Raw genomic sequence first — 26454 nt, 5'->3', positions numbered from 1 at the left:
TTTGCTGTCGTCGAGAGCGCGCTTACATCGCGTCGAGCACCTCGATGCCGAGCAGGCCGAGGCCGCTCTGGAGGGTTTTGGCCGTCAATGCCGCCAGTTGCAGGCGGCTGGCACGCACTTCACCCTCGCTCTTCAGGATCGGGCAGGCCTCGTAAAAGCGCGAGAACAGCGTGGCGACATTGTAAAGATAGCCGCACAGGTGGTGCGGCTGGCTGCTGTCGGCCACGGCGAACACCACGTCTTCGAATTGTGCCAGGGCGACCGCCAGCTGCTTTTCCGCCACCTCGGTGATCAGTACCTTGGCCGCCGGGTCGAAGTCCTCGGCCTTGCGGAAGACGCTCTGCACGCGTGTGTAGGCATACTGCAGGTACGGCGCGGTGTTGCCCTCAAAACTGAGCATGGCATCCCAGTCGAAGATGTAGTCGGTATTGCGGCTCTTGCTCAGATCGGCGTATTTCAGCGCGCCGATGCCCACCACTGCGGCGATCTGACGGCGCTGGGCTTCCGGCAGCTCCGGGTTCTTGCTGGTAACCAGCTGGAAAGCGCGTTCCACCGCCTCGTCCAGCAGTTCCACCAGCTTGACGTTCTCGCCGGAACGGGTTTTCAGCGGCTTGCCGTCCGGCCCCATGATGGTGCCATGGCCGATGTGCTGGAAGTCGGCTTCTTCCGGCAGCCAGCCCGCCTTGCGTGCGGTGCTGAACAGCTGCTGGAAGTGCAGGCTCTGGCGCGAATCGACCACGTACAGGCAGCGATCCAGCCCCAGCTTGTTCACGCGGAAGCGGATGGCGCCGAGGTCGGTGGTGGCGTACAGGTAGCCACCGCCCTGCTTCTGGACGATGAAGGCAGCCGGTTCGCCTTCCTTGTTTTTGAATTCGTCGAGGAAGACGACTTGCGCGCCCTGGTCTTCGACCAGCAGGCCTTTCTGGCGCAGCTCTTCCACCAGTACCGGCAGGTCGTCGTTGTAGAAGCTTTCGCCGCGCACATCGTCGTCGTTCAACTGCAGGCCGAGCTTCTGGTAAATGGCGTTGCAGTGGGTCAGCGACAGCTTGACGAACTGCTGCCACAGTTTCAGCACTTCGGCATCGCCGGACTGCAGTTTCACCACATAATCGCGGGCGGTGTCGGCAAAGGCCGTATCTTCGTCAAAACGCTTCTTGGAGTGCTTGTAGAACGTGTCGAGGTCTTTGAGCTCGAGGTCGGCCTGACCGCTCTTGCTGATTTCCACCATGTAGGCGACCAGCATGCCGAACTGGGTACCCCAGTCCCCCACATGGTTCTGGCGCACCACATTATGGCCGATGAAGCTGTTCACGCGGACCAGCGCGTCGCCAATGATGCCGCCGCGCAGGTGGCCGATGTGCATTTCCTTGGCGAGGTTGACCGAGGAATACTCCACCATGACCTTCTTGGCGTCGACCTTGGTAATACCCAAGGCTTCATCGGCCAGCGCCGTTTCGGCGCGGCGGGCGAGGAAGACCGGGTCGAGGTGGATGTTGATGAAGCCGGGGCCGGCGATTTCCAGCTTGCTGGCGATGCCGTCGAGGTCGAGCACGGCCAGCACTTTCTGGGCCAGTTCGCGCGGGTTGGTCTTGAGCTGCTTGGCGGCGGCCATCACACCGTTGGCCTGGTAATCGCCGAATTCCGGCTTGCTGGCCGGCTGGACGTTGGCCGAAGCGTCAGGCGCGCCGGCGGCGGCGAGTGCAGCCTGCACCCGCGCGGAAATGAGTTGCAAAATGGTCATGTCGGTCCCGAAAGGTCTGGCGCAAGCGGCTCGCGGCCCCTGCGCGATATCAGGGTGAAATTGTAAGCGCTCGCCACTGGCCAGGGCAAACTTTGCCGCAGTGCAGCGTACGGCGTTCAAAGCCAAGCGCGGCGCTCCAGGAGGAGACGCCGCGCCTTCGGCCAACCTTGAGCTGTTGGTTCAGAACCTGTTCACGATCCGTCGCGAGCGGCCCTCCGCGGGGTGAAGAGCAGCGCAGGAACCGGGATGGACAGGGAGTCCATGAGGGTCATGGCTGAGCGAATCTCCAATGGAGATTCGCACGCGCAGAGCAGCGCATGAGCCCCGCTCAGGGATGCGCAGCAGGATCGTGGATCGGTTCTCAGAGGAGACGCGCGATCAGCGCCTTCTCCATCCCTTCCATACCCGGAATCTTGACCTTGACGCCATTGCCCGGCGCCACCTCGGTGGCCGCGCCGTCGCGCGTCATGGTGGTAAGGTCGACAATGCGGTTGCCGCTCGGATGGATGATTTCCAGCCTGTCGCCGACGGCGAAGCGGTTTTTCACGTCGACCAGCGCCCAGCCCTCGCCGTCCACTTCCAGCACTTCGCCGACGTACTGGCTGCGCTTGGCCTGGGAGTGGCCGGTGAGGTAGTTCTGGTATTCCTGGGTCTGGTGACGCTCGAGAAAGCCCGGGGTATAGCCACGGTTAGCCAGGCCTTCGAGGTCGGCCAGCAGGCTGTAGTCGAACGGGCGGCCGGCGACGGCGTCGTCGATCGCCTTGCGGTAGGCCTGGGCGGTACGCGACACGTAGTAGATCGACTTGGTACGGCCTTCGATCTTGAGCGAGTCGACACCGATCTTCACCAGTTTTTCCACCTGCTCGATGGCGCGCAAGTCCTTGGAGTTCATGATGTAGGTGCCGTGCTCGTCCTCGATGATCGGCATCAGTTCGCCCGGGCGGCTGCCCTCTTCGATCAGGTAGGTCTTGTCGGCCAGCGGGTGGCGTTCGGCACCGCCACAGGCGGCGAAGCTCTGGTTGGCTTCTTCCAGCGCCTTGTTGAAGTCGAACTTGATGGTCTGCACGTCGCCGGCGTCGTCGCCCTGGGTGTCGTGCATTTTGTAGTCCCAGCGGCAGGCGTTGGTACAGGTGCCCTGGTTCGGGTCGCGATGGTTGAAGTAGCCGGAGAGCAGGCAGCGGCCGGAGTAGGCGATGCACAGCGCGCCGTGCACGAACACCTCGAGCTCCATGTCCGGGCATTCCTGACGGATCTCGGCGATTTCGTCGAGGGAGAGCTCGCGCGACAGGATGACGCGGGTCAGGCCGATCTTCTGCCAGAACTTCACGCCCATCAGGTTGGTGGTATTGGCCTGCACCGAGAGGTGGATATTCACCTCCGGCCATTTCTCGCGCACCATCATGATCAGGCCGGGGTCGGCCATGATCAGCGCGTCCGGCTTCATGGCGATCACCGGTTCCATGTCGGCGAGATAGGTCTTGAGCTTGGCGTTATGCGGCAGGATGTTGCTGGCGACGAAGAACTGCTTGCCGCGGGCATGCGCTTCTTCGATGCCCTGGCGCAGTTCTTCCAGCTTGAATTCGTTGTTGCGGGCGCGCAGGCTGTAGCGCGGCTGGCCGGCGTAGACGGCGTCGGCGCCATAGTCGTAGGCGGCGCGCATCTTGTCGAGCGAGCCGGCGGGGAGCAGCAGTTCCGGGGCTTTCATCAGGCTTTCGGTTCCAGTTTTTCAGTGCAGCATGGCGCTGGCGGGCAGCGGCTTGAGATCCGGGGCGACAAAGGCTCGGCGCGCGGTCTCGTCATGCAGTTTTTCTTCGGAATAGTGTTGCCGCAACAGGCTTGGCAGGTCGTCGCGCACGTCCGGGCAGCACGCCAGGAAGGCAGGCCAGTCGTCCAGCAATTCCGGCTTCGCATCAAGGCGGCTGTAGAGGATGGCCAGCGCCGCCATGGTCAGCGTGTGGTGGTACTTGTGCGCCGCGCCCTTGGCCATGGCGTAGCGCGACAGGGTGCGGGCGCAACGTGCTGCCGCCTCGCGTGCCGGGTACTGGCGCCGGTAGGCCCAGGCCGCCAGCAGATGGGCTTCGTGGTTGAAGTCGGCTTCAGGCAGCGCCAACGTTTCCAGCTGTCGCAGCAACCCGTGGTGGTCCATGACGAGGAACACTCCTGAAGAGAGAAAAAAGAACAAGGCCCCACCGGCAGTGGAGCCTTGTTTTCGATCTATTGTGCGGCGCGATTATGCGCCCCGCCCCGGCCACAGTCAACTGCGACCCACCCCAAACCCTGGGGTTTAAGATGCTGTTTTGAATGCCATTTTTACTTCATGGTTTTTTCATCAGCGCCACCAGAGCGGTGAACTGCCCCACCACGCCGACCACCATCAGCCCGGACCAGAGCAGCGACGGCAGCAGACCGTTCGCCGAAGACGACTGCATGCCGGCGCCGGCCAGCGCCAGCAACAGCGTGGACAACAACAGCACCAGGATCGCGAGGCGGCGGTCCTGACGCAGGCGGCGGAAAAACAGTTGAAGCATGGCATGGCACCTTGTTATGAAGCGGTCACGGCCCGACCCCCAAGGGGAGGCGGCGAGCCTTGTACAGCCCACGATTGTAATACGACGGCCGGCCCTGGCGCGCCTTGGCAGGCCGAACGGATTTTGCCCGCCAGACAATCACCCATCAGGCATAATGGGCGACCAGACCCCCGTTAGGAGCCAACCATGCTGTTCAGATCGAGCCTGCTGGGCGAAGTCGAGGTGAACGAAGCCACCACCCTGCTCTTCCCCCATGGTATTCCCGCATTTGAAAACTGCACCCGCTTCCAGCTGTTTCACGATCAGGACAAGGCCGAGCCCAGCGTGTTCTGGATGCAGTCGCTCGACAACCCCGACGTTCTGTTCAGCGTGGTGTCGCCCACAGAATTGGGACTGCGCTACGAAATCGAGCTGAGTGAAGACGACGTGACCGCACTCGGATTGAGCCACCCGGAGGATGCGGCCATCCTGCTGATGGTGTACAAGCCGCAGGAGCAGGCCGACGAGGCACACCCGGTACTGGCCCCGCTCAGAGCCAACGTGCGCAACCCGCTAGTGATCAACCTGGCGGCGCGCCGTGGTTTGCAGAAGGCCGGGCTGGGGTGTGACATCCTGTTCCACAACCGCGGCTGAGCGTCTGTTTCATTAGCCGGCTGCGCCTTCCCTCATCCACAATGAAAACGGCCGCCCCATCCGGGCGGCCGCTTTCATCCTTGCCAGCAACATGCAGACACAGAATCTACCCCACCAGGCAAGCGAGCCAATGCAGGTTGAGTGCCGCCAGCGCACAGGAACCGGAATGTACACGGAGTACATGAGGATTCCGTATCGCTGAGCGAATCCCTGCGTGCAAATCTTCGATTTGCTCAGCGATAGATTCGCACGCAGTACTGCCGGCACTCAAGATGCGAAGGCGCAGCCGCCTGGCGGGATAGATTCTCAGCCCTTCAGCACCTCGGCCATGGCATCCGCCACATACTCGACGTTACGGCTGTTGAGGCCGGCGACGCACATACGGCCGGAACGCACCAGGTAGACCGCGAACTCCTCACGCAGACGGTCGACCTGCTCCGGGGTCAGGCCGGTGTAGCTGAACATGCCGCGCTGCTTGATGAAGTAGCTGAAATCACGGCCCGGCACCTTGGCGGCCAGCACCTCGTACAGCTTCTGGCGCATGGCCTTGATGCGCTCGCGCATTTCGGCGACCTCGCCCTCCCATTCCTGGCGCAGCACCGCATCATTCATCACCATGGCGGTGACCTGGCCGCCGTGGGTCGGCGGGCTGGAATAGTTGCGGCGCACCGTGGCCTTCATCTGGCCCAGCACGCGCCCGGCTTCTTCGGCATCCTGACACACCACCGACAGGCCGCCGCAGCGCTCGCCGTAGAACGACAGGTTCTTGGAGAACGAGTTGCTGACGAAGAAGCTGATACCGGCGTCGGCCATGGCGCGGATGGCGTAGGCGTCTTCGTTCAGCCCGTCGCCGAAGCCCTGGTAGGCGATGTCGAGGAAGGGGATCAGCTCACGCTCTTTGACCACGGCGATCACCTCGCGCCACTGCGCGTTGGAGAGATCGACACCGGTCGGGTTGTGGCAGCACGGGTGCAGCAACACCACGGTCCTGGCCGGCAGCTGCTTGAAGCAGGTGATCATTTCGTCGAATTTCACGCCGCCGCTGACTGCGTCGTAGTAGGGGTAGTCGTGCACCACGAAGCCGGCGCCTTCGAACATGGCACGGTGGTTGTCCCAGGTCGGGCTGCTGACCCAGACTTCGCTCTCGGGAAAGTAGCGCTTCAACAGATCGGCGCCGATCTTCAACGCACCGGAGCCGCCGATGGTCTGGATGGTGGCGATGCGGTCGGACGTGACGGCCTCGTGCCCGGCACCGAACAGCAATTCCTGCACCGCCCGGCGGTAGTTGGCGGCGCCTTCCATCGGCAGGTAGGAGCGCGGGCCGGCGGCTTGCACACGCGCCACCTCGGCCTTCTGCACCGACGGCAACAGCGGAATGCGTCCTTGTTCGTCGTAGTACAGGCCGATGCCGAGGTTGACCTTGTTCGGGCGCGGGTCGTTATTGAAGGTTTCGACGAGGGTGAGGATCGGGTCGCCGGCGTAGGCGTCAACGTGTTCGAACATGGTGCGGGCCACAGTCTCGTAGTGTTGGTTGATGAGCGAAACAAGCAGGCGCTAACCGTACCATGAAACGGCCGCCGAGGCGTAGTGCGGGACGGGCACTTCGAGATTGCCCCCCCCTGCCCTGGCTTCACAAACGAAAAAACCGCCGGCGACCGGAGGTCGCAGGCGGCGGGGAGAGACGCGGGCGTTCGCTTAGAACGAGTGCTTCAGGCCAACACCGAAGCCGGTCGGGTTGGAACCGGCACCGACGCCGGTAAGGCCGGCGTTGCCGAAGGTGCGGCTGGCATTGTCGTCGTTGGCGATACGGGTGTAGTAAGCGTAGGTCTGGGTGCGCTTGGACAGATCGTAGGTGGCGCCCAGGGTCCACTGGTTAGCACCGTCCTTGGCGTCGGACTTGGACTCTTGCAGCTTGGCGTAGGCCAGGCTCACGCCGAAGTTGCCGAATTTCTGCTCGGCGCCGACGGTCCAGGCGTTTTGCTTGGTATCGCCGGTGGTCGTGTCGTTACGCTCCTGCTCGAAGCCGGCACCGATCTTGGTGTCGCCGAACTTGTAGCTGGCGGCCACTTTCCAGAAGGACTGGTTCAGGTTGGCGTCGCCGGCCACGGCGTTCTTGTCGTTGCGACGGTCGTAGCCCACGCCGACGTTGAAGCCGTCGATCGAGTAGGCTGCGGCCAGGCTCCAGACGTCCTTGTTGGTACGGTCGGTGCCGACGATAGCGCGAGTTTCGTCGGTACCATAGGACACGGCAGCCTGGAAGCCGGCGAAGTTCGGGGTGTAGTAATGCACCGAGTTGGCCAGACGCGTGTCGCCATGGCAGAACACCGACTTGTCGGTGCAGATTTCGGCGATGGTGTCAGCCATCGGGTTGACCAGGATCGGCTTGAGCAGGGCCTTGTAGGCGCTGTCGTTGTAGCCCATGAAGGCCTTACCGAAGGCGCCGTCCAGACCGACGAAGCTGTTGCGGGTGGCAAAAGTGCCCTTGCGGGTGCCGCCGTCATCGACGGAGATTTCCTGCTCGACCTGCCAGATGGCCTTCAGGCCGTCGCCCAGGTCTTCATTGCCCTTGAAGCCCAGCTTGGACACGTTGGAGCTGACGCGGGTGGTGGACTTGATGTCCTTGGTCGAATCGACAGCGCCGGTGGCCTTGACCGATTCGATCGATTCGCTGATGGTGCCGTAGAGGGTCACGTCGGCCAGGGCGGCCGGGGCGATCAAGGCGGAGGCGACCGCCAGGGCAAGCAGATTCTTCTTCATTGCGATAACTCACTAGGGTTGTTGTATTTCACGCTTCGTCGGGTGAAACGTGTGGCGAAATATAGACACTCAATGTGTCTTTCCTATTACGGTGATGTTAAATCGCGACACCACAAGGGGAATTTAGACTTTATCGCCACACGGCATGAAGCATAAACAGGCCGCCGAGTCACCGCGTTGACGGCCATCAAGCCGATTACCTTGGCCGTGAGAACCTGTTCATGATCTTGCGGCGCGTACCTGATCTGGGCTCATGCGCTGCTCTGCGTGTGCGAATCTCCGATTTGCTCAGCCATGATCCTCATGGACTCCCTGTCCATCCCGGTTCCTGCGCTGCTCTTCACCCCGCTGAGGGCCGCTCACGACAGATGAACAGGTTCTGGGATTCAGACACAAAAGCGCCGGTCACTCCCCATGACCGGCGCTTTTGTTGTGACCTTCGCGTAGCGGCATGACCCCGCCCCGCTACGGGTGTTGTCCTATGCAACCCTGCACACCTGCTCCAGTTGCGGCTGCAAGGCAGCCAGGCCGGCGACTTCGCCCAGCACGATGACGGCGGGGCTGGCGAGCCGGGCCTCGCGCACGTCGGCGACCAGGTTGGCCAGCGTGCTGACCACGGCACGCTGCTCCGGACAGCCGACGCGGTGCACCACCGCCACCGGCAGATCGGCGGCGAAGCCGGCTTCGCGCCAGGCCGTGGTCAGCGACGGCAGGTCGCTCATGCCCATGTAGCACACCACGGTGAGTCCGGATTGCGCCAGCGCCGCCCACGGCAGCGGGCTGCCGTCCTGGGTGTGCGCGGTGACCAGCGTCACGCCGCGGCTGAGGCCGCGATGGGTCAGCGGCAGGCCGAGCGCCGGGCCGACCGCGAGACCGGCGGTGAGGCCGCCGACGGCTTCGACCGAGACGCCGCGCTCTGCCAGCCACTGCCATTCTTCTCCGCCGCGGCCGAAGATGAAGGGATCGCCGCCCTTGACGCGCGCCACCACCTTGCCGTGGCGGGCGTAGCGCAGCATCAGGCGGTGGATGAAGGCTTGCGGCGTGGAGCGACAGCCGCCGCGCTTGCCGACGTGCACGATGCGCGCGTCGGGGCGGGCGAAGCCCAGCACCTCGCGGCTGACCAAGTCGTCCACCAGCCAGACGTCGGCGGCCTGAAGGGCCTTCACCGCCTTGAGCGTCAGCAGTTCCGGATCGCCCGGACCCGCCCCGATCAGATAGACCTTGCCTGTATGCATCTCATGCTCCCTGGGCCGCCTGTGGCCCATTTATTAGTCGGCTGTACCTTTGCATCTTGAGCGCCGGCAGTGCTCGGTATCCTCATGGACTTCCTTGTCCACTCCGGTTCCTGTGCGCAGGCGGCACTCAACCTGCTTGGGCTCGCTCGACTACTAAAACGGGCCCTTCGCGGCAGCCACCATCCTCGTCAATTCCGGCACACAGGAACCGCAGCCGCTGCCGCAGCCGAGTCCCGATTTCAGCCTTTCAACATCGCAACCGGTGGCGATCGCCTGGACGATGGCGTCCTCGCGTACCCCGGTGCAGGCGCATACTACACGTGAACGGTGGATCAGAGTGCCTCCGCCCATCAACAAGCGCGCCAGGCTGTCCGGCGTCTCGCCGTCGTCGAACCAGTCCGACAGCGCCTCGTCGGCGCGCACGTCGCCGGCCAGCAGGTAGGCGCAAGGCACTTTGCCGTTCAGCCACACTCTTCTAAGCACACTTCGTGCCGGGTCGTCGAAAGCGGCGAGCATGGCGTCGGCCGGCGTCACCGTGTCGGCCAGCGCCTCGAGCAGAGCGGCCTCCGGAGCGGACTCGGCCGCCAATTTCAGCCGCACCGCGGCGCCACCAGCCACTACCGACAGCAGCACGGCGTAGGGAAAGCGCGCCAGCCACGGGGTCAGGCGCTGGCGCAACTGGGCCACGTCGCCCTTGACCAGCAGGGTGAGCCGCCACGGCAGACGGGCCGACTCCAGCGCGATGGCGGCATGCTTGAGTTCGGGCTGGCGCGATACCGGGTCGACCTTGCCCAAGGTCAGGGCATTGACGCCGTTGCCGGCCATGTAGGCACCACCCCAGTGCATCGGCAGAAAGGCCATGCCCGGGCGCAGGTTGTCGTCGGCCGCGACCGGCAGCACGATGGCGCCACGCCGCGACTTGATGCGCGCCAGATCGCCCTCCTTGAGGTGGTAGCGGTCGAGGTCGCGCGGGTTGAGCGACAGTACCGGTTCTTCGACGTGACGGGTCAGCCCCGGCACCAGCGCGGTGCGGCTCATGGTGTGCCAGTGGTCGCGCAGGCGGCCGGTAGTCAGGCGCAGCGGGTACTGCGCCGAGACGTTCTCCGCCACCGGGCGGTAGCCGATGTCGACGAAGCGGGCGCGGCCGGACGACGTGGCGAAGCGCCCGTCCTGGTAGAGCCGCGCCTGGCCGGCGGTGGCGCCGGCCGGGAACGGCCATTGCTGCGGGCCGATCTGGTCGAGCACGGCGTAGCTCAGACCGGTGATGTCGAGGTCGCGCCCGGCGGTGGTGACGACGTGCTCGGCGAACACCTGGGACGCCTCTTCGTAGCCAAACAAGGTTGGCCGAAGTGGATGCAGACGCGCTTCCAGCGCCTGCGCCACGTCGCGCGCGATGATCCAGTCGTGGCGCGCTTCGCCCGGTGCAGGCAGGACTGCACGCACACGGCTGATGCGGCGTTCGGAGTTGGTGACGGTGCCGTCCTTCTCCGGCCAGGTGCTGGCCGGCAGCACCAGGTCGGCGTACGGCAGCGTTTCCGAGCCGGCGAAGGCTTCCTGCACGATGACGAAGTCGACCTTCTCCAGCGCTCGGCGGACCAGTGCCTGGTCCGGCAGCGATTGCGCCGGGTTGGTGCAGACCACCCACAACACCTTGATCTGCCCTTTCGAGGCGGCCTCGAACAGTTCGATGGCGGGCAGGCCGGGCTCGGCCGGGATGCTGTCCACGCCCCAGATCGCCGCCACTTCGGCGCGGTGCGCGGGGTTGGCGAGGTCACGGTGCGCCGACAGCAGGTTGGCCAGCCCCCCTACTTCGCGCCCGCCCATGGCGTTGGGCTGGCCGGTGAGCGAGAACGGGCCGGCGCCGGGCTTGCCGATCTGGCCGGTGGCCAGGTGCAGGTGGATCAGCGCGGCGTTCTTGTCGGTGCCGGCGGCGGACTGGTTCAGGCCCATGGTGTAGAACGACAGCGCCGCGCCGGCGCGGCCGAACCAGCGCGCGGCGGTGACGATGTCTTCTTCGCTGATGCCGCAGATGTCGGCGGCGGCACGCGGGGTGAATTCGCGCAGCCGCTCCTTGAGCTGGGCGAAGCCTTCGGTGTGCTGCTCGATGTAGTCGCGATCGAGCAGGTCGTCCCACACCAGCACGTTGAGCATGGCGTGAAAGAGCGCCACGTCGGTGCCGGGCAGGATCGGCAGGTAGAGGTCGGCGAGGCTGGCAGTGTCGGTGCGGCGCGGGTCGATGACGATGACCTTGAGCGCCGGGTTGGCCGCCTTGGCGGCTTCCAGCCGGCGGAACAACACCGGGTGGGCGTAGGCCATGTTGGAGCCGGCGATCAGCACCACCTCGGCCTGGTCGATGTCTTCATAGCAGGCCGGTGGCGCGTCGGCGCCGAGCGTGGCCTTGTAGCCCGCCACCGCGCTCGACATGCACAGCCGCGAGTTGGTGTCGACGTTGTTGGTGCCGACCACGGCGCGCGTCAGCTTGTTGAAGACGTAGTAGTCCTCGGTCAGCAGTTGGCCGGAGAGGTAGAACGCCACCGAGTTGGGGCCGTGCTCGGCGACGGCCGCCGCGATGCGGTCGGCGGCGCCGGCGATGGCGTCGTCCCAGGCGATACGCTGGCGCGGGGCGGCCTTGTCGTGGCGCAGCTCGGGATAGAGCAGGCGCGCGCCCGGCTTGCCGGTGGTGTCGGCCAGGGCGCGGCCCTTGCTGCACAACCGGCCGAGGTTGGCCGGGTGGGCCGGATCGCCTTCCACCGAGGTCAGGCGCTGGCCGTCGGACTGGATCAGGACACCGCAGCCGGTGCCGCAGTAACAGCAGATCGAGGAGACAGTCTTGTTGCGTCCCGTGGTGTCTGTCATGTGATGTCTCCCAATGCGATCAATCTTGATGGAGCCTTGCCGTAGGGCGGAAGCCGCGCCGAGCTGGGCGTTCCGTCGAGGCGGGCGTGCCGCGCTCACGCAGAACGCCCTACGTCAACTCGTTTCGGCCCGGCTTCGGCGGAACGCCCCGTGACGGCTCATTTCAGGTCCAGCGAGACCTGGCCGTCTTCGACGCGTACCGGGATGTGGCCGGTGCAGCCGACGTCGGGCGCGCAGGCCTCGCCGGTCTTGAGGTCGACCACCCAGTTGTGCAGCGGGCAGGCCACGGTGTGGCCGGAGATGATGCCCTGCGACAGCGGGCCGCCCTTGTGCGGGCAGCGGTCGACCAGCGCGAACACATAGTCGTCCTCGGCGCGGAAGATGGCGATGTCGTCCTGACCCTCGCGCTTGAGGACGCGGGCGCCCTGCTTCGGGATGTCATTGATGGTGCAAACGGTTTTCCAGTTCATGCTGATCTCCTTGTCCATTCGTGCCGGGAGCACGGGTGCTGACGACGTGCTCCCGCGGCGGTCTGGCATTACACGGTGAGCGGTTCGAATTCGTGACGGGCGACACCTTCCTTGACGCGCTCTGTCCACGGGTCCTTCTCGAAGGACAGGGCGAAGCGCAGCCGCTCGTACAGGGCCTTGCGGTTTTCCAGGTTGTCGACCACCTGGGCCTTGATGAAATCGAGGCCGACGCGGTGCAGGTAGTGCACGGTGCGCTCGAGGTAGAAGGCTTCCTCGCGGTAGAGCTGCAGGAAGGCGCCGGAGAGTTCCAGCACTTCCTCGCGCGTCTTCACCTTGGCCAGGAACTGCGCCACCTCGGTCTTGATGCCGCCGTTGCCGCCGATGTAGAGCTCCCAGCCAGAGTCGACGCCGATGATGCCGACGTCCTTGATACCCGATTCGGCGCAGTTGCGCGGGCAGCCCGAGACCGCCAGCTTGACCTTGGCCGGGCTCCACATGCCGGTGAGGTCCTTCTCCAGGTCGATGCCCATCTGAGTGGAATCCTGCGTGCCGAAGCGGCAGAACTCGGAGCCGACGCAGGTCTTCACGGTGCGCAGGCTCTTGCCGTAGGCGTGGCCGGACGGCATGTCGAGGTCGGCCCAGACCTTGGGCAGGTCTTCCTTCTTCACGCCCAAGAGGTCGATACGCTGGCCGCCGGTGACTTTCACCATCGGGATGGCGTACTTGTCGGCGACATCGGCGATGCGGCGCAGTTCGGAGGCGTTGGTGACGCCGCCCCACATGCGCGGGATTACCGAATAGGTGCCGTCCTTCTGGATGTTGGCGTGCACGCGCTCGTTGATGAAGCGCGACTGCGGATCGTCCTTGGCTTCGCCCGGCCAGGTCGAGATCAGGTAGTAGTTGATCGCTGGGCGGCAGGTGGCGCAGCCGTCCGGGGTGCGCCATTCGAGGAAGTCCATCACCTGGCGCAGGCTGGTCAGGTGCTGTTCGCGGATGACCTTGCGCACGCCGCCATGGGTGTGTTCGGTACAGCCGCACACCGGCTTCTCGGACTTGGGCTTGACGTCGGCGGCGCCACCGACGCAGTTGATCAGGATCTGCTCGACCAGGCCGGTGCACGAACCGCAGGAGCTGGCGGCCTTGGTGTGCTTCTTGATCTCGTCGACGGTGAACAGGCCCTTTTCCTGGATCGCCTTGACGATGGTGCCCTTGCATACGCCGTTGCAGCCGCACACTTCGGCGTCGTCCGGCATGCCGACGACTTTGCTCTGGCCGGCGTGACCGACGTCGCCCTGGCCGCCTTCGCCCAGCATCAGCACGTCGCGCATCTCGGCCACCGACTTGCCTTCGCGGATCAGGCGGAAGTACCAGGCGCCGTCGGCGGTGTCGCCGTAGAGGCAGGCGCCGACCAGCTTGTTGTCCTTCAGCACCAGCTTCTTGTAGAGACCGCCCATCGGGTCGGACAGGGTGATGGCCTCGGTGCCGTCGTCGCCCATGAAGTCGCCGGCGGAGAACAGGTCGATGCCGGTGACCTTGAGCTTGGTCGAGGTGGCGGCCGGCACGTAACGGCCGATGCCGTAGTGCGCCAGATGGTTAGCGGCGACCTTGGCCATGTCGAACAGCGGGGCGACCAGGCCGTAGGCCACGCCGCGGTGGCTGACGCACTCGCCGACGGCGTAGACGCGCGGGTCGTAGGTCTGCATGGTGTCGTTCACCACCACGCCGCGGTTGCAGTAGAGACCGGATTTTTCGGCCAACTCGGCGTTCGGGCGGATGCCGACCGCCATCACCACCAGGTCGCCCGGGATTTCCTCGCCGTCGGCGAAGCGCAGGCCGGCGACGCGGCCGGTGCCGTTGTCGAGCAGCGCGGCGGTCTGCTTCTGCAGGTGGAAGGCGATGCCGCGGTCTTCCAGGCTCTGCTGCAACAGCTTGGCGGCGGTACGGTCGAGCTGGCGATCGAGCAGCCATTCGCCGAGATGCACCACGCTCACCTCCATGCCGCGCGCCATCAGGCCGTTGGCGGCCTCCAGGCCCAACAGGCCGCCACCGATCACCACGGCCTTCTTGTACGTCTGGCTGGCCTCGATCATCAGGTTGACGTCGCGGATGTCGCGGAAAGTCACCACGCCGTCGAGGTCCTTGCCCGGCACCGGCAGGATGAAGGGGTTGGAGCCGGTGGCGAGCAGCAGGCGGTCATAAGGAGCTTCGGTGCCGTCGGAGGTGCGCACCACGCGCTTGACGCGGTCGATCTCGGTGACTTCCTTGCCCATGTGCAGCGTGATGCCGTTTTCGGCGTACCACTCCACCTCGTTGAGCATGATCTCTTTCAGCGTCTGTTCCCCCGACAGCACCGGCGACAGCAGGATGCGGTTGTAGTTGGGGTGCGGCTCGGCGCCGAAGACGGTGATGTCGTAGAAGTCGGGCATGAGCTTGAGCAGCTCTTCCAGCGTGCGTACGCCGGCCATGCCGTTGCCTACCATGACGAGTTTCGGTTTGTTCATCGGGATCTCCTTAGCATCGTGGCTACGCCGCATTCACCCTTGCCGCAGCGAGACCAAATAAAAAAAGTCCGTTCCCATGGATTCCCCATGTTGAACGGACCTCTTTGTCCTTACCCGCTTCACCGCCATTGGCAAACCGGGCATTGTTGTCTGCTGCATTACTAGCAAGCACCGTGCCAGCTTCAGGATGCCCCTTTGGCGGGGGTTCCAGGCCATTGCCCGGTTGCGACCAGTACGTTGCAGTGCACCAACGCACCAAGAGCGTGCACGGTGCGTCACGCCCGCTATTTCTGCAGCATCAGCCACAAGCCGGCCAGGCTTACCATGGCTCCGCCCAGGCGCAGCAGCGAGGGTTGCTCACGAAACAGCAAGAAGCCCAGCGGCAGCAGCACCAGGGTGCTGATCACGTTGGCGCTGAGCGAAGCCACGCCCATCTGCCAGCCGGCACGGTAGGCCAGCAAAAAACCCAGCTCGATACCGAGGATGCCGAGCGCGACGCCGCTGCTGCTCCAGTTCACCGCCAGCAGGCTGCGGCTGCCGGGGCTGAACAGCATGCCGACGAGGCACAGCAACATGGCCAGGCCGTAGCTCACGGCCAGGGTCAGGAACGGATTCACCGCTTGCGGCACGTGCTTGAGCGACAAGTGGTAGATCACCGAGCCGGCGACCGCCAGCAACAAGGCAGACAGATACATGATGGACTCCCTATAAAGTGGATGCCTCCATGCTATCGGCCCGCATCGGGTATAGGTAGACTGTCGTTTACTATGCCTGTTATAAGGAATTTTTATGGCTATGGACCTGGATACCGCCTTGCTGCGCGCTTTCGTCAGCGTGGTGCGCCATGGCAGCATCAACCGCGCCGCCACCATGCTGCAGCGCACCCAGCCCGCCGTCAGCCTGCAGATTCGCAAACTGGAGCAGCAGCTGGGCCAGCCCCTGCTGGAGCGTTCGCCACGCGGCATCCGGCTGACCGGGGCCGGCGAGGCGCTGCTGCCCTACGCCGAGCGCCTGCTGACGCTGACCGACCAGTTGGTGCCGGGGCTGGGCGGCCTGCCCGCCAGCGTGCAGCACCGCCGCATCGGCATCATGGAGGATTTCACCGGCACCCGGTTGCCGCGCGTGCTGGCGGATTTCGCCAGCGTGCATCCGGGGCTGCGCCTGTCGGTGACGGTGGGGCTGAAGGCGGAGCTGTTCGCCGCGATGAACGCCGGTGAACTCGACGTGATGGTGAGTTCGCCACTGACCGACAGCGGCCTGCTGCCGAAGCCGGACGCCCAGTTCCTGTGCCCGCTGGCGTGGTTCGCCGCGCGCGGCAAGGTGCTGCCGTCGTCGTCCTCCTTGCCGCTGGTGATTTTCAGTGCGCCCTGCTCGTGGCGCGAACAGACGCTGGCGACACTGAACCGGGCCGGCCAGCCCTGGCATATCGTGTTCGAAAGCGCCAGCCTGCCCGCCATCCAGGCGGCGGTGGAGGCCGGCCTGGGAGTGGCGGCGATGCTGGCGGACACGCCGCCCGACCACAGCCGCTGCATCAACGACGGCAGCCTGCCGCCGCTGCCCGGCATGCCGGTCGGCGTCTACCGGCAAAACGGCGACGGCGACCCGCTGACGCGGCAACTGGCGGAATTGTTCTGCCGCGAGTTGGACATGCCGGTAGCGACGGCAGCCTGAGCCCCGCCGCTCACCACACCAGCAGCAGGTACACCAGCACCAGGTTGAGCAGCAGCGACACCAGGGCGATGGCGCGCCACAGCTTGAGCGGCGCGCGCTCGGCCCACGGCACGCGGCGGCGCACGGAAACCGGCTGCGCGTCGCCCTTCTCCAGCGCCAGCAGCAATTCTTCCGCGGTCTCGAAACGGCGCGCCGGGTCGCGCTCGACCGCCTTCAGCAGCACGTTCTCCAGCCACAACGGCAGGTCCGGGCGGTAGCGCGTGGGCAGTTCCGGGGTGCCGAAACGCGGGTGCTGGAACGGCTCCACCTCGCCGTAGGGGTAGTGGCCGGTCAGCAGCCAATAGAGCGTCACTCCGGCGGCGTAGAGATCGGTGCGCACGTTGGCCGAAGCGCCCTCGAACAGCTCCGGCGCCATGTAGCTCGGCGTGCCCGGCACCGCGCCGTCGCGGTCGATGGTGAGCCCGGGGCAGTACGCCACGCCCAGGTCCAAGAGGCGCAGCTTGTCGTCGCGATCGATGTGGATGTTTTCCGGCTTGACGTCGCGATGCAGGATATTGAGCCGGTGCAAGGCGGCCAGCGCGCGCGTCAGGCGCAGGCCGATCTTCACCACTTCGCTCGGACCGATGCTGCCGCCCTCGCGCCGGCGGCGTTCCGCCAGGTTTTCGCCGGCGTACCAGCGCAGCAGGTAGTAGCGGTGCTGGCGTGCCGGCAGCGGCTTGACCTCGGCGAAGTAGTGCGCGGTCAGGCGTTTCTGCAGCCACTCCTCCACCAGCAGCGCCTGCTCCGCCTGGCTGTCGCCGGCCAAGGTCGGCGGCAGCGTCTTCATCACCCAGCGCTTGCCAGCGCTGTCGAGCACGCGGTAGGCGAGTCCGGACGGAGCGTCGTTCAGCACCGCCTCCACGGTGAGGCCGTCGAACTCTTGCCCCGGCTTGAGCCGCGGCGGCAACGACTGGAAGGCACCGCGCGCCAGCTCGTCGCCGAGGTTGGCCGAAGGCAGGCCGTCGACGCGCAGCACGATGGCCGACAGGTTGTCGCCGGAACCGGCGGCGATGGCCTCCTCCACCAGCACCTGGGCCGCGCGCTGCGGATCGACGTGCAGCCGCAGCACTTCGTCCAGGCGCTTGTCGGGCAGCGGCCCCCATACGCCATCGCTGACCAGCAGGAACACGTCGCCCTCGGCCACGTCGCCGTCGAGGAAGTCGGCCATGACGTGCTCGTCGAGCCCCATGGCGCGCTTGAGCACGTGGCGCATCGACGGCTCGTCCCAGACGTGATCGGTGGTGAGGCAGAACAGCCGGCCACCGGTGAGGCGGTAGAGCCGGCTGTCGCCGACGTGCGCCACGGTGAAGCGCCGGCCGCGCAGCACCAGCGCGGTGAGCGTCGCCACCAGCGTCTTGCCCTGCGAGCGCAGCCAGCGGTTATGCGCGGTGAGCAGGCGATCGAGCGCGGTGCCGACCTCCCAGGTTTCCGGCGTGGCGTAGTAGTCCGCCGCCACCGCACGCACGCTGGACTGGGCCGCGAGCTTGCCGTCGGCGCAGCTCGACACCCCGTCGGCCAGCACGAACAGCGCGCCCTTGCTGGTCAAGAGGCCGGCCTCCGGCGTCACGCAGGCCAGCGCATCCTCGTTGCGCGGCTTGGGACCGGCATCGGTGGCGTGACCGACGGTCAGGGCGAGCGACATGATCGAATCCTTGTTCCCATCCGCCTCGGCGACGGCGTCGGCGGATGGGGGTGGTCAGTGTGCGATTCTCTCGCGGGCCAGCCGGCCGGCGAGAGATGCGCTCAGCGCGCACCGGCCGTCCCTGCCCGGAACAGCCGGCGCGCGGGTCCTCCTGTTCGAACTATACCCGGGCCGAGGTCACGCTGGCCGCGCCCCAGGTGGTGCGCCAGCGCAGCTTGACGCTGTGCAGGCCGAACCAGGCCACCAGGCCCAGGCTGGCGAACAGCCACAGGCCGATCTGGTAGTTGCCGGTGGATTGCTTGACGAAGCCCAGACCCGCCGCCAGCAGGAAGCCGCCGATGCCGCCCGCCATGCCGACCAGGCCGGTCATCACGCCGATTTCCTTGCGGAAGCGCTGCGGCACCAGCTGGAACACCGCGCCGTTACCGCAACCGAGCGCCAGCATGGCACCGACGAACAGCGCCAGCGCGGCGTAGGCCTGCGGCAGGTTGAAACCGACCACGCCCAGCATCAGCGCGGCGATGGTGTACATCACCAGCAGGGCGCGGATGCCGCCGACGCGGTCGGCCAGCGCGCCGCCCAGCGGGCGCATCATCGAACCGGCGAACACGCAGGCGGCAGTGTAGTAGCCGGCGGTGACCGCGTTGAGGCCGTACTGGTCGTGGAAGTAGCCCGGCAAGGCGCCGGCCAGGCCGACGAAGCCGCCGAAGGTCATGCTGTAGAAGAACATGAACCACCAGCTATCCTTGTCGCCCAGCACCTTGAGGTAATCGGCCAGCGACTTGGCCGGCGCACGGTTGGGCGCGTTCTTGGCCAACAGACAGAACACCACGAACACGATCGACAGCGGGATCAGCGCGAAGCCGAACACGTTTTCCCAGCCGTAGACCGAAGCCAGCCCTGGCGCCAGCAAGGCGGCGAACACCGTGCCGGAGTTGCCGGCGCCGGCGATGCCCATCGCCTTGCCCTGATGCTCCGGCGGATACCACTGCGACGCCAGCGGCAGCGACACCGCGAACGAGGCGCCGGCCACGCCGAGGAACAGCCCCAAGAGCAGCGCCTGGTGGAAGGAGTGGATACCGAAGTGCCAGGCGGTGCCCAGCGCCGCGATCACCACCACCTGGCCGACGATGCCGGCGGTCTTGGGCGACAGGCGGTCCACCATCAGGCCGATGGCGAAGCGCAGCACCGCGCCCGCCAGGATCGGCGTGGCCACCATCATGCCGCGCTGCTGCGCGGACAGCGACAGGCTGTCGGCGATCTGGATCGCCAAGGGCCCGAGGATGTACCAGACCATGAAGCTCAAGTCGAAGTAGAGAAACGCGGCCAGCAGAGTGGGCCAGTGCCCGGCCTTCCAGAAACTCTTGTTCATGTACCTTCTCCCGATATCGATGCGAACCAGTCGCCGCGCAAAAAAAAACGTCCGCCGCCGCGCAGTGTTGGCTGCGTGGTAGCGGACGCCGTTGTCCGTCTCAGGCGAAAGACCCACATTGGTCTTCCCCTGCCATCCGGCGAGCCTGGCCTCCGTTGGCCTGGCGTGCCGGAGCTGAATTGTTCGAGACTGATATAGCAACTAGCGTGCCAGCCCCGAAAGCCACGCCAGGCGGGCCTTGGCGCCGTCGCATGCGGTCTGGCGCACTGCACAAGTGCGCCGATGCACCAGCCGGGCACATCGGCGCCCGCGCCATGAAAAAAGCGGGGAAGACTCTCGTCTTCCCCGCCCTCCATTACCACCCAAAGTACATAGGGCCTGTTTCAGTAGGCCAGCGAGCCAAAGCAGGTTAAGTGCCGCCAACGCACAGGAACCGGAATGTACACGGAGTACATGAGGATTCCGCGCATTGCCGGCGCTCAAGATGCGTAGGCGCAGCGGCCTAATGATTCAGGCTGCCGGTCGCAGATGCTTCTGATATAGAAACTCCAGCACCGCGCTGCGATAGCCGTGGTAGGCGCTGTCGTTGGCCAGCGCCAGCCGCTCACGTGGACGCGGCAGCGCCACCTCAAGGATTTCGCCCACGGTGGCGGCCGGGCCGTTGGTCATCATCACGATACGGTCGGACAACAGCACCGCCTCGTCGACGTCGTGCGTCACCATCACCACGGTGGCCCGGGTGGCTTCGACGATCTTCACCAGCTCGTCCTGCAGGTTGGCGCGGGTCAGCGCGTCGAGCGCGCCGAACGGCTCGTCCATCAGCAGCACCTTGGGCTCCATCGCCAGCGCGCGGGCGATGCCGACGCGCTGCTTCATGCCGCCCGACACCTCGTGCGGGTACTTGTCGCTGGCGTGGCTCAGGTTGACCAGCGCCAGCGCCGCCTCGCAGCGCGCCTTGAGCTGGGCCTTGCCCTCACGTTGACCGAAGACCTTTTCCACCGCGAGGTAGATGTTGCCGTAGCAGGTCAGCCACGGCAGCAGGCTGTGGTTCTGGAACACCACGGCGCGTTCCGGCCCCGGCCCGTCGATCTCGCGCCCGCCGCACAAGGCGATGCCGGCGCTCGGGTCGTACAGCCCGGCGACGATGTTGAGCACGGTGGACTTGCCGCAGCCGGAGTGGCCGATCAGCGACACGAACTCGCCCTGGCGGATGGTGAGGTTGACGTCGCGCAGCGCCACGAAACGGCCCTGGCGGCTAGCGAAGCTCTTGCCCACGCCCTGCAATTCGACGAATTTTTCCATGACTCACACTCCCTGGCCGAAGCTGAAGCGGCGCGCCAGCAGGATCAGCGCCTGCTCCAGCAAAAGCCCGACCAGCCCGACGACGAAAATGGCGATGATGATGTGCTCGACGTTGAGGTTGTTCCACTCGTCCCACACCCAGAAGCCGATGCCGACGCCGCCCGTGAGCATCTCGGCCGCCACGATCACCAGCCAGGCCACGCCGATCGACAGGCGCACTCCAGTCAACACGTGCGGCAGCACCGACGGGAACAGGATGGTGGTGAACACCTTGAACTCGGACAATCTCAGCACGCGCGCCACGTTGAGGTAATCCTGCGGCACCGCACGCACCCCGGCGGCGGTGTTGAGGATCATCGGCCACACGCTGGAGATGAAGATCACCCAGATCGACGCCGGGCTCGCGGCCTTGAACACCAACAGGCCGATCGGCAGCCAGGCGAGCGGCGAAACCGGTCGCAGCAGGCTGATCACCGGCGCGAACATCGCCGAGACGAAGGCGAAGCGGCCGAGGATGAAGCCGGCGGGAATGCCCACCAGCGCCGCCAGGCCGAAGCCGATGCCGACGCGGCCGAGCGAGTTGAGGATGTTCCAGCCCACGCCCTGGTCGTTCGGGCCGTTGCGGTAGAACGGATCGGCGAACAGCAGCTTGGCCGACTCCCAGGTGGACAGCGGCCCCGGCAGGCCACCGCGCGACTTGGCAACCACGGCCCAGACCAGCACCAGCAGCGCCAGCCCCAACAGCGGCGGCACCACGGTCTTGATCGCCTGCACCAAGAAGCGCACGGCGGGCGAGGTATCGGCCGAGTCCAGCGACGGGAAACGGCGTTTCGACGCGGTGCGCGCCAGCAGTGTCTGTTCCACGATCTTGTGCTCCGTGCCGGTCACGACACTGGCTTCATGCTTGATGGCTTGCATGGTGGTTCTCCCCTAACCCGGCGCTCAGGCGCGAATCTTGAACGAAGCGGCGTAGCCTTTCGGGTCCTTGCCGTCCCACACCACGCCGTCGATCAGCTTGGCCGAACGCAGATCCGAATGCGGCAGCGCGACCTTGGCCAGTGCGGCGGCCTCCTTGTAGAGCGCGATCTGGTTGATCTGTCGCGCCACGCCCAGGTAGTCCGGGTCGGCCTTCAAGAGACCCCAGCGCTTGTGCTGGGTCAGGAACCACATGCCGTCGGAGAGATACGGGAAGTTGACCCTGCCCTCGTCGAAGAACTTCATCAGGTGCGGGTCTTGCCACTTCTTGCCCAGGCCGTCTTCGTAGGAACCAAGGAAGCGCCCCTCGATCACCGGCTCCGGGGCGTTGACGTAGGCCTTGTCGGCGATCAGCTTGGCCACGCTGGCGCGGTTCTTGACGTCGTCGATGTAGCGCGACGCCTCCAGCAGCGCCGCGGTCAGCGCGCGCGCGGTATTGGGGTGCTGCTTGACCCAGTCGCCGGTGGTGCCCAGCACCTTTTCCGGGTGACCGGCCCAGATCTGCTGGGTGGTGGCCACGGTGAAGCCGACGTTATCGGCGATGGCGCGCGCGTTCCACGGCTCGCCGACGCAGTAGCCGTCCATGTTGTCGACGCGCATATTGGCCACCATCTGCGGCGGCGGCACCACGATGGTCTTGACGTCGCTCATCGGGTTGACGCCCTGTGCGGCCAGCCAGTAGTAGAGCCACATGGCGTGGGTGCCGGTGGGGAAGGTCTGGGCGAAGGTGTATTCGCGCGGCTCGGCCTTGATCAGCTTGGCGAGCGCCGGGCCGGAGGTCACGCCCTTGGCCTTGAGCTGATTGGAGAGCGTGATGCCCTGGCCGTTCTGGTTCAGCGTCATCAACACCGCCATGTCCTTCTTCGGACCGCCGATGCCCAAATGCACACCGTACATCAGGCCGTACAGCACGTGGGCGGCGTCCAGCTCGCCGTTGACCAGCTTGTCGCGCACCGCGGCCCAGCTCGCCTCCTTGGACGGCACGATGGTGATGCCGTACTTCTTGTCGAAGCCCATCTTGGAGGCCACGATCACCGAGGCACAGTCGGTCAGAGGGATGAAGCCGACCCTGACTTCGGTTTTTTCCGGCTTGTCGCTGCCGGCAGCCCAGGCGCTGCTGGCGATACCGACCGGCAAGGCGGCCAGCAAGGTGGTGGACCCCATGGTGGTCAGTGCTCCCTTGAGAAAAGTGCGTCGCTCCGGCGCCGCGGGTGAACTGCTGTCGATCGATGTGCGCGTGTCTTCCATTTCCTTCTCCCTCATTGCAGAAAAAAACAGCCGAAAACAAAAAGCGCCTGTCGTCCCGCTCCGCGTCGGAGAGGGTGCGACAGGCGCCGTTGCCTGTCCGGATGGAGCCGCCGCCGTTGGTGGCCTACCCGGTCACCACGCCATACGCAACTACCATGCCAGACAACAATCGTCTGTTTTTAAAGGAATATTTTTTTCTGACCTACGATTTTGTGCACTGCACACGTGCGTTCTGCACCAACGCACGCTCAGCCTTTGAGCCAGTTCGCCAGCTCCACCACTTCGCGCGCCACGTCGCCGATTTTCTTCTGCGACTTCATGGCGCGCTCGCGCAACTGGCGGTAGGCCTCGTCCTCGCCGATGCCCTTCATCTGCATCAGCAAGCCCTTGGCCTTCTCCACCACCTGGCGGTCGGCGAGGCGCTGGCGCATGCCGTCCAGCTCCTCGCGCCGCTCCTTGTCGAGCGAATAACGCTCTATCGCCACCTCCAGCAGCGGCTGGATACGCTCGGGTACCACATCGCCCACCACGTAGGCGGCCACCCCGGCCGCGAGCGCGGCGCGGATGGTGTCGCGGCGGGCGTCGTCGGTGAACATCACCACCGGCCGCTCGCTGTGCGCGCTGCTGACGCAGACGTGCTCCAGCATGTCCCGCGATGGGGCATCGGAGTCGATCAGCACGATGTCGGGGCGGATGCTGTCGATCATCTCACCCAGCCGCAGCGACACCTCCACCTCCGCGATCACGCGCACGCCGGCCTGCGTCAGCGCCTCCTTGAGCGCGGCCGCCTTGCCCGACCCATCGTTAACCAGCATTACCGTCAGCACTGTCATCTCCCTATTGCACAGAAAAGGTGAAGCAAGCACCATGCCGGGTCGATGCTCTTTCCATGCAAACTACCTGTCCACGATCTGCGTGCAACCTGTCTCGGGCCCCCAAAAGGCAAACGGCTCGATACGGCGGAGACCCAACGCAGCGTGGGCTTACTTTAAGGTTGGCCGAAGACCATGATTACTGCAACGCGCTGCCCGTGGTGCGGCGATGACCCGCTCTACGTGGCCTACCACGACCTGGAATGGGGCGTGCCGGTGCACGACGACCGCAAGCTGTTCGAAATGCTGGTGCTGGAAGGCGCCCAGGCCGGACTGTCGTGGATCACCATCCTCAGGAAACGCGAAGGCTACCGCGCCGCGTTCCACGGCTTCGACCCGGAGCGCGTCGCGGCGATGGACGAGACCGACGTCGAGCGCCTGCTGCAAAACCCGGCCATCGTGCGCAACCGGCTGAAGATCCACAGCGCCATCCGCAACGCCCGCGTGTTTCTCGAGCTGCAGCGTCGTCATGGCAGCTTCGCCGCCTGGCTGTGGGCACAGGTCGGCGGCCAGCCGGTGGTCAACCACTGGGGCAGTCTGTCCGAATGCCCCGCCGCCACGCCCCTGTCCGACGCCATCAGCAAGGAGCTGAAAAAGGCCGGCATGAACTTCGTCGGCAGCACGGTGATCTACGCCTTCCTGCAGGCCACCGGCGTGGTCAACGACCACCTGATCGGCTGCCACCGCCACCCGCAACGGCAAGGCTGAGCGCCGCTCACGCAGCAAAAAGCCGGTGTCGGGAACCCCGGACACCGGCTGCGCGCCTTGCTGACACAAGCGATTCGATACGGCTTTTTTAGCTCTTAATCGTCGTAGCGGTGGTGATGGTGGCGGTGCCCGCGCTTCCAGCCGCGCTCTTCGACATAACGATGTTCTACGATGGTGCGACGCGGTTCGGGCCGGGTTGCGACACCGGTACCGATGGCGGCACCGGCCGCCGCGCCGATCATCGCGCCATCCCGCCCACCCAACGCCGAACCGACCGCCGCGCCGGCACCACCGCCCAGCGCGCCGCCGAGCACGGCGTTGCTGTCCATGGCGTAGGCCGAGCCGGTCAGCAACAGGCTGCCGGCCAGCAGGGCGACCATCCAACGGTTCTTGTTCATGGCTGTGTTCCTTAAGGCTAGTGCAGTAATCATCAACGGCGGCATCATAACCAAGATCGCCACCGGGCGCTGTCAAGAAGTACTAACAATTGTTAAGCCTGATGCTTACGCCGCCGGCCCGGCCGAAGATCTCTCGCCTGACGTCCTGGCGTACGGAGTCATCGTCAGGCCAGCCCTTCCAGTTTGATGTCGCAACACAGCACCCGCTGCCCCTGCGCCAACGGCACCGTCAGCGACAGCGTCACGCACAGCCGGGAGTTGGCGACCGACAGGTAAGGACTGCTGACTTGCAGCTGGCCGGGGTGGGCCAGGGCACGGTAGTGGTAGGGTTTGCGCGCCCAGTTGGCGCCCTGCGCCTCCTCCAGCGGGGCGAAACGCGAGGACGCCGGCTCGTGGTCGGCACGCAGCACGCTGGCGCCGATCTGCACCCCGTCCGCGCCGATCAGGTAACAGCGGTCCACCTGCGGCATCGCCAGCAGCTCGGCGCAAGCCGGGGCCAGGCCCTGCTCGGTCCACAGCCGCTGCGCCGCGCGCTGGAAGGCGCTGGCGTAGACCTGCAATTCCCGGCGCTGGCGCGCCGAGGCCTGCGCCGCAGCGTGCCGGGCCGACAGCGCAGCGATGCCGCCGTCGCCGTGGCGCAGCGGCTGCGGCGCCGGCCGCGCGAAGTGAAAGCCCTGCACCAGGTCGGCATCGCTATCCAGCGCGATGGCGGCCTGCTCTTCATTCTCGACCCCCTCGATCAGCGCCAGGCTGCCCGCCTCGTGGATCAGCGCCACCGTGGCCGGCAGCACGCGCCGTGCCCGCGGCGAATGCTCGGCGGCGGCGATCAGCTTGCGGTCGAGCTTGACGATGTCGGGCGCGGCACGCCAGATGCGCTCGATGTTGGAGGCGTCGGCGCCGAAGTCGTCCAGCGCCACCAGGCAACCCATACGCCGATAGTTGGCGACCGCCTCGCTCAACAACGACTGGTCGGCAATGGTGCCCTCGAGGATTTCCACCACCACGCGCCGGGCGGGAAAACCACTGTGCGCCAGCAGCCCGGCGAAGAACGGCTCGGACTGGCCGGCCCGCACGACGACCTGGGTCGACACATTGAGGAACAGCCAGGTCTGAGCGTCGTCCAGCCCCCCGGCGTCACGGTAGTTGGCGAGGTGCAGGGCACGGCACAGCCGGTCGAGAAAGACCCGCTCCTCGTCACCCCGCGCGCTGGCCAGCGCCTGCAGCGGCCCCACCGGACTGCCGTCGGACTGCCGCGCCCGCAGCAGCGCCTCGTGGCCGACGATGCGGCTGTGCGCCAGGCTGTAGATCGGCTGGAAGTGGCTATCCAGGGACAGCTCACGGAAGCGGCCGATGGCGCGGCCGGATTCGGGGAGGATGGAGCGCGTGATGTCGCCCAGCGGCAGGCACAGGCCGGACGACGACAGCGGCAAAGCGGAGAGTGATTGCATAGTGGCAAAAAAAGGCGTCCCCGGGCCGGTCTGCCCCGGGGACGCCGTTGTCCCTTTC

The 26454-nt window shown here is 65.8% G+C and carries 22 protein-coding genes; 3 read left to right on the top strand and 19 right to left on the bottom strand.

The window, feature by feature from the left end; all coding sequences use genetic code 11:
- Positions 1-22: 22 nt before the first annotated feature.
- From argS to NH8B_RS07175, 4 genes are all read right to left on the bottom strand, one after another.
- Positions 23-1741 carry an arginine--tRNA ligase gene (gene argS, locus NH8B_RS07190; protein ID WP_014086685.1) on the bottom strand — a complete coding sequence of 573 codons (1719 nt, stop codon included), beginning with the start codon at positions 1739-1741 and terminating at the stop codon, positions 23-25.
- Between the two features lie 361 nt (positions 1742-2102).
- Positions 2103-3446, bottom strand: coding sequence for a prephenate-dependent tRNA uridine(34) hydroxylase TrhP (yegQ, locus tag NH8B_RS07185; RefSeq protein WP_014086684.1), 1344 nt, complete (start codon positions 3444-3446; stop codon positions 2103-2105).
- A gap of 21 nt (positions 3447-3467) precedes the next feature.
- Positions 3468-3887: a hypothetical protein gene (locus NH8B_RS07180; protein ID WP_008953696.1), complete on the bottom strand. Its 420-nt coding sequence runs from the start codon at positions 3885-3887 to the stop codon at positions 3468-3470.
- 169 nt (positions 3888-4056) lie between these two features.
- Complete coding sequence (locus tag NH8B_RS07175; protein ID WP_008953695.1) at positions 4057-4269, bottom strand: hypothetical protein; 213 nt, start codon at positions 4267-4269, stop codon at positions 4057-4059.
- A 186-nt stretch (positions 4270-4455) separates the two neighbouring features.
- Between NH8B_RS07175 and fliW the strand changes: the two genes are divergently transcribed.
- On the top strand, positions 4456-4902 hold the full coding sequence (gene fliW / locus NH8B_RS07170; RefSeq protein WP_014086683.1) for a flagellar assembly protein FliW: 447 nt from the start codon (positions 4456-4458) through the stop codon (positions 4900-4902).
- A gap of 306 nt (positions 4903-5208) precedes the next feature.
- On the opposite strand, the gene NH8B_RS07165 is transcribed toward fliW, so the two are convergent.
- The 7 genes from NH8B_RS07165 to NH8B_RS07135 all read right to left on the bottom strand — a co-directional run bounded on the left by NH8B_RS07165 (position 5209) and on the right by NH8B_RS07135 (position 15416).
- Positions 5209-6405: an amino acid aminotransferase gene (locus NH8B_RS07165; protein WP_041702877.1), complete on the bottom strand. Its 1197-nt coding sequence runs from the start codon at positions 6403-6405 to the stop codon at positions 5209-5211.
- A gap of 192 nt (positions 6406-6597) precedes the next feature.
- Complete coding sequence (locus tag NH8B_RS07160) at positions 6598-7659, bottom strand: porin (protein WP_014086681.1); 1062 nt, start codon at positions 7657-7659, stop codon at positions 6598-6600.
- 479 nt (positions 7660-8138) lie between these two features.
- Positions 8139-8894 (bottom strand): uroporphyrinogen-III C-methyltransferase, encoded by a 756-nt coding sequence (cobA, locus tag NH8B_RS07155; RefSeq protein WP_014086680.1) that lies wholly within the window; start codon positions 8892-8894, stop codon positions 8139-8141.
- A 153-nt stretch (positions 8895-9047) separates the two neighbouring features.
- On the bottom strand, positions 9048-11750 hold the full coding sequence (locus tag NH8B_RS07150; RefSeq protein WP_014086679.1) for a molybdopterin oxidoreductase family protein: 2703 nt from the start codon (positions 11748-11750) through the stop codon (positions 9048-9050).
- A gap of 158 nt (positions 11751-11908) precedes the next feature.
- Positions 11909-12220: a nitrite reductase small subunit NirD gene (gene nirD / locus NH8B_RS07145; protein WP_008953689.1), complete on the bottom strand. Its 312-nt coding sequence runs from the start codon at positions 12218-12220 to the stop codon at positions 11909-11911.
- A 68-nt stretch (positions 12221-12288) separates the two neighbouring features.
- Entirely contained in the window at positions 12289-14721 is a 2433-nt protein-coding gene (gene nirB, locus NH8B_RS07140) for a nitrite reductase large subunit NirB (RefSeq protein ID WP_014086678.1), read from the bottom strand.
- A 284-nt stretch (positions 14722-15005) separates the two neighbouring features.
- Positions 15006-15416 carry an EamA family transporter gene (locus NH8B_RS07135; RefSeq protein ID WP_014086677.1) on the bottom strand — a complete coding sequence of 137 codons (411 nt, stop codon included), beginning with the start codon at positions 15414-15416 and terminating at the stop codon, positions 15006-15008.
- 94 nt (positions 15417-15510) lie between these two features.
- On the opposite strand from NH8B_RS07135, the gene NH8B_RS07130 reads away from it, so the two are divergent.
- Positions 15511-16392: a LysR family transcriptional regulator gene (locus NH8B_RS07130; protein ID WP_014086676.1), complete on the top strand. Its 882-nt coding sequence runs from the start codon at positions 15511-15513 to the stop codon at positions 16390-16392.
- A 10-nt stretch (positions 16393-16402) separates the two neighbouring features.
- On the opposite strand, the gene NH8B_RS07125 is transcribed toward NH8B_RS07130, so the two are convergent.
- The 6 genes from NH8B_RS07125 to NH8B_RS07100 all read right to left on the bottom strand — a co-directional run bounded on the left by NH8B_RS07125 (position 16403) and on the right by NH8B_RS07100 (position 23803).
- Entirely contained in the window at positions 16403-18073 is a 1671-nt protein-coding gene (locus tag NH8B_RS07125; RefSeq protein ID WP_014086675.1) for a bifunctional protein-serine/threonine kinase/phosphatase, read from the bottom strand.
- 160 nt (positions 18074-18233) lie between these two features.
- Positions 18234-19445 carry a nitrate/nitrite transporter gene (locus NH8B_RS07120; RefSeq protein ID WP_014086674.1) on the bottom strand — a complete coding sequence of 404 codons (1212 nt, stop codon included), beginning with the start codon at positions 19443-19445 and terminating at the stop codon, positions 18234-18236.
- Positions 19446-19955: 510 nt separating this feature from the next.
- Positions 19956-20747: an ABC transporter ATP-binding protein gene (locus NH8B_RS07115; protein WP_014086673.1), complete on the bottom strand. Its 792-nt coding sequence runs from the start codon at positions 20745-20747 to the stop codon at positions 19956-19958.
- 3 nt (positions 20748-20750) lie between these two features.
- Positions 20751-21665 (bottom strand): nitrate ABC transporter permease, encoded by a 915-nt coding sequence (gene ntrB, locus NH8B_RS07110; RefSeq protein ID WP_014086672.1) that lies wholly within the window; start codon positions 21663-21665, stop codon positions 20751-20753.
- A 24-nt stretch (positions 21666-21689) separates the two neighbouring features.
- Positions 21690-22970: a CmpA/NrtA family ABC transporter substrate-binding protein gene (locus NH8B_RS07105; RefSeq protein WP_014086671.1), complete on the bottom strand. Its 1281-nt coding sequence runs from the start codon at positions 22968-22970 to the stop codon at positions 21690-21692.
- A gap of 248 nt (positions 22971-23218) precedes the next feature.
- Positions 23219-23803, bottom strand: coding sequence for an ANTAR domain-containing response regulator (locus NH8B_RS07100; protein ID WP_083844245.1), 585 nt, complete (start codon positions 23801-23803; stop codon positions 23219-23221).
- A gap of 174 nt (positions 23804-23977) precedes the next feature.
- Between NH8B_RS07100 and NH8B_RS07095 the strand changes: the two genes are divergently transcribed.
- Positions 23978-24550 (top strand): DNA-3-methyladenine glycosylase I, encoded by a 573-nt coding sequence (locus tag NH8B_RS07095; RefSeq protein WP_014086669.1) that lies wholly within the window; start codon positions 23978-23980, stop codon positions 24548-24550.
- A 95-nt stretch (positions 24551-24645) separates the two neighbouring features.
- Here the strand turns inward: NH8B_RS07095 and NH8B_RS07090 are convergent, their stop codons facing one another.
- Together NH8B_RS07090 and NH8B_RS07085 are read right to left on the bottom strand one after the other, a co-directional pair.
- Positions 24646-24948 (bottom strand): hypothetical protein, encoded by a 303-nt coding sequence (locus NH8B_RS07090; RefSeq protein ID WP_008953678.1) that lies wholly within the window; start codon positions 24946-24948, stop codon positions 24646-24648.
- A gap of 164 nt (positions 24949-25112) precedes the next feature.
- Positions 25113-26396 carry a sensor domain-containing phosphodiesterase gene (locus NH8B_RS07085; protein ID WP_014086667.1) on the bottom strand — a complete coding sequence of 428 codons (1284 nt, stop codon included), beginning with the start codon at positions 26394-26396 and terminating at the stop codon, positions 25113-25115.
- Between the last annotated feature and the right edge of the window lie 58 nt (positions 26397-26454).

It is taken from the genome of Pseudogulbenkiania sp. NH8B (genome assembly GCF_000283535.1).
Lineage (GTDB): Bacteria > Pseudomonadota > Gammaproteobacteria > Burkholderiales > Chromobacteriaceae > Pseudogulbenkiania > Pseudogulbenkiania ferrooxidans.
This window is presented reverse-complemented; position numbering and strand designations above follow the sequence as displayed.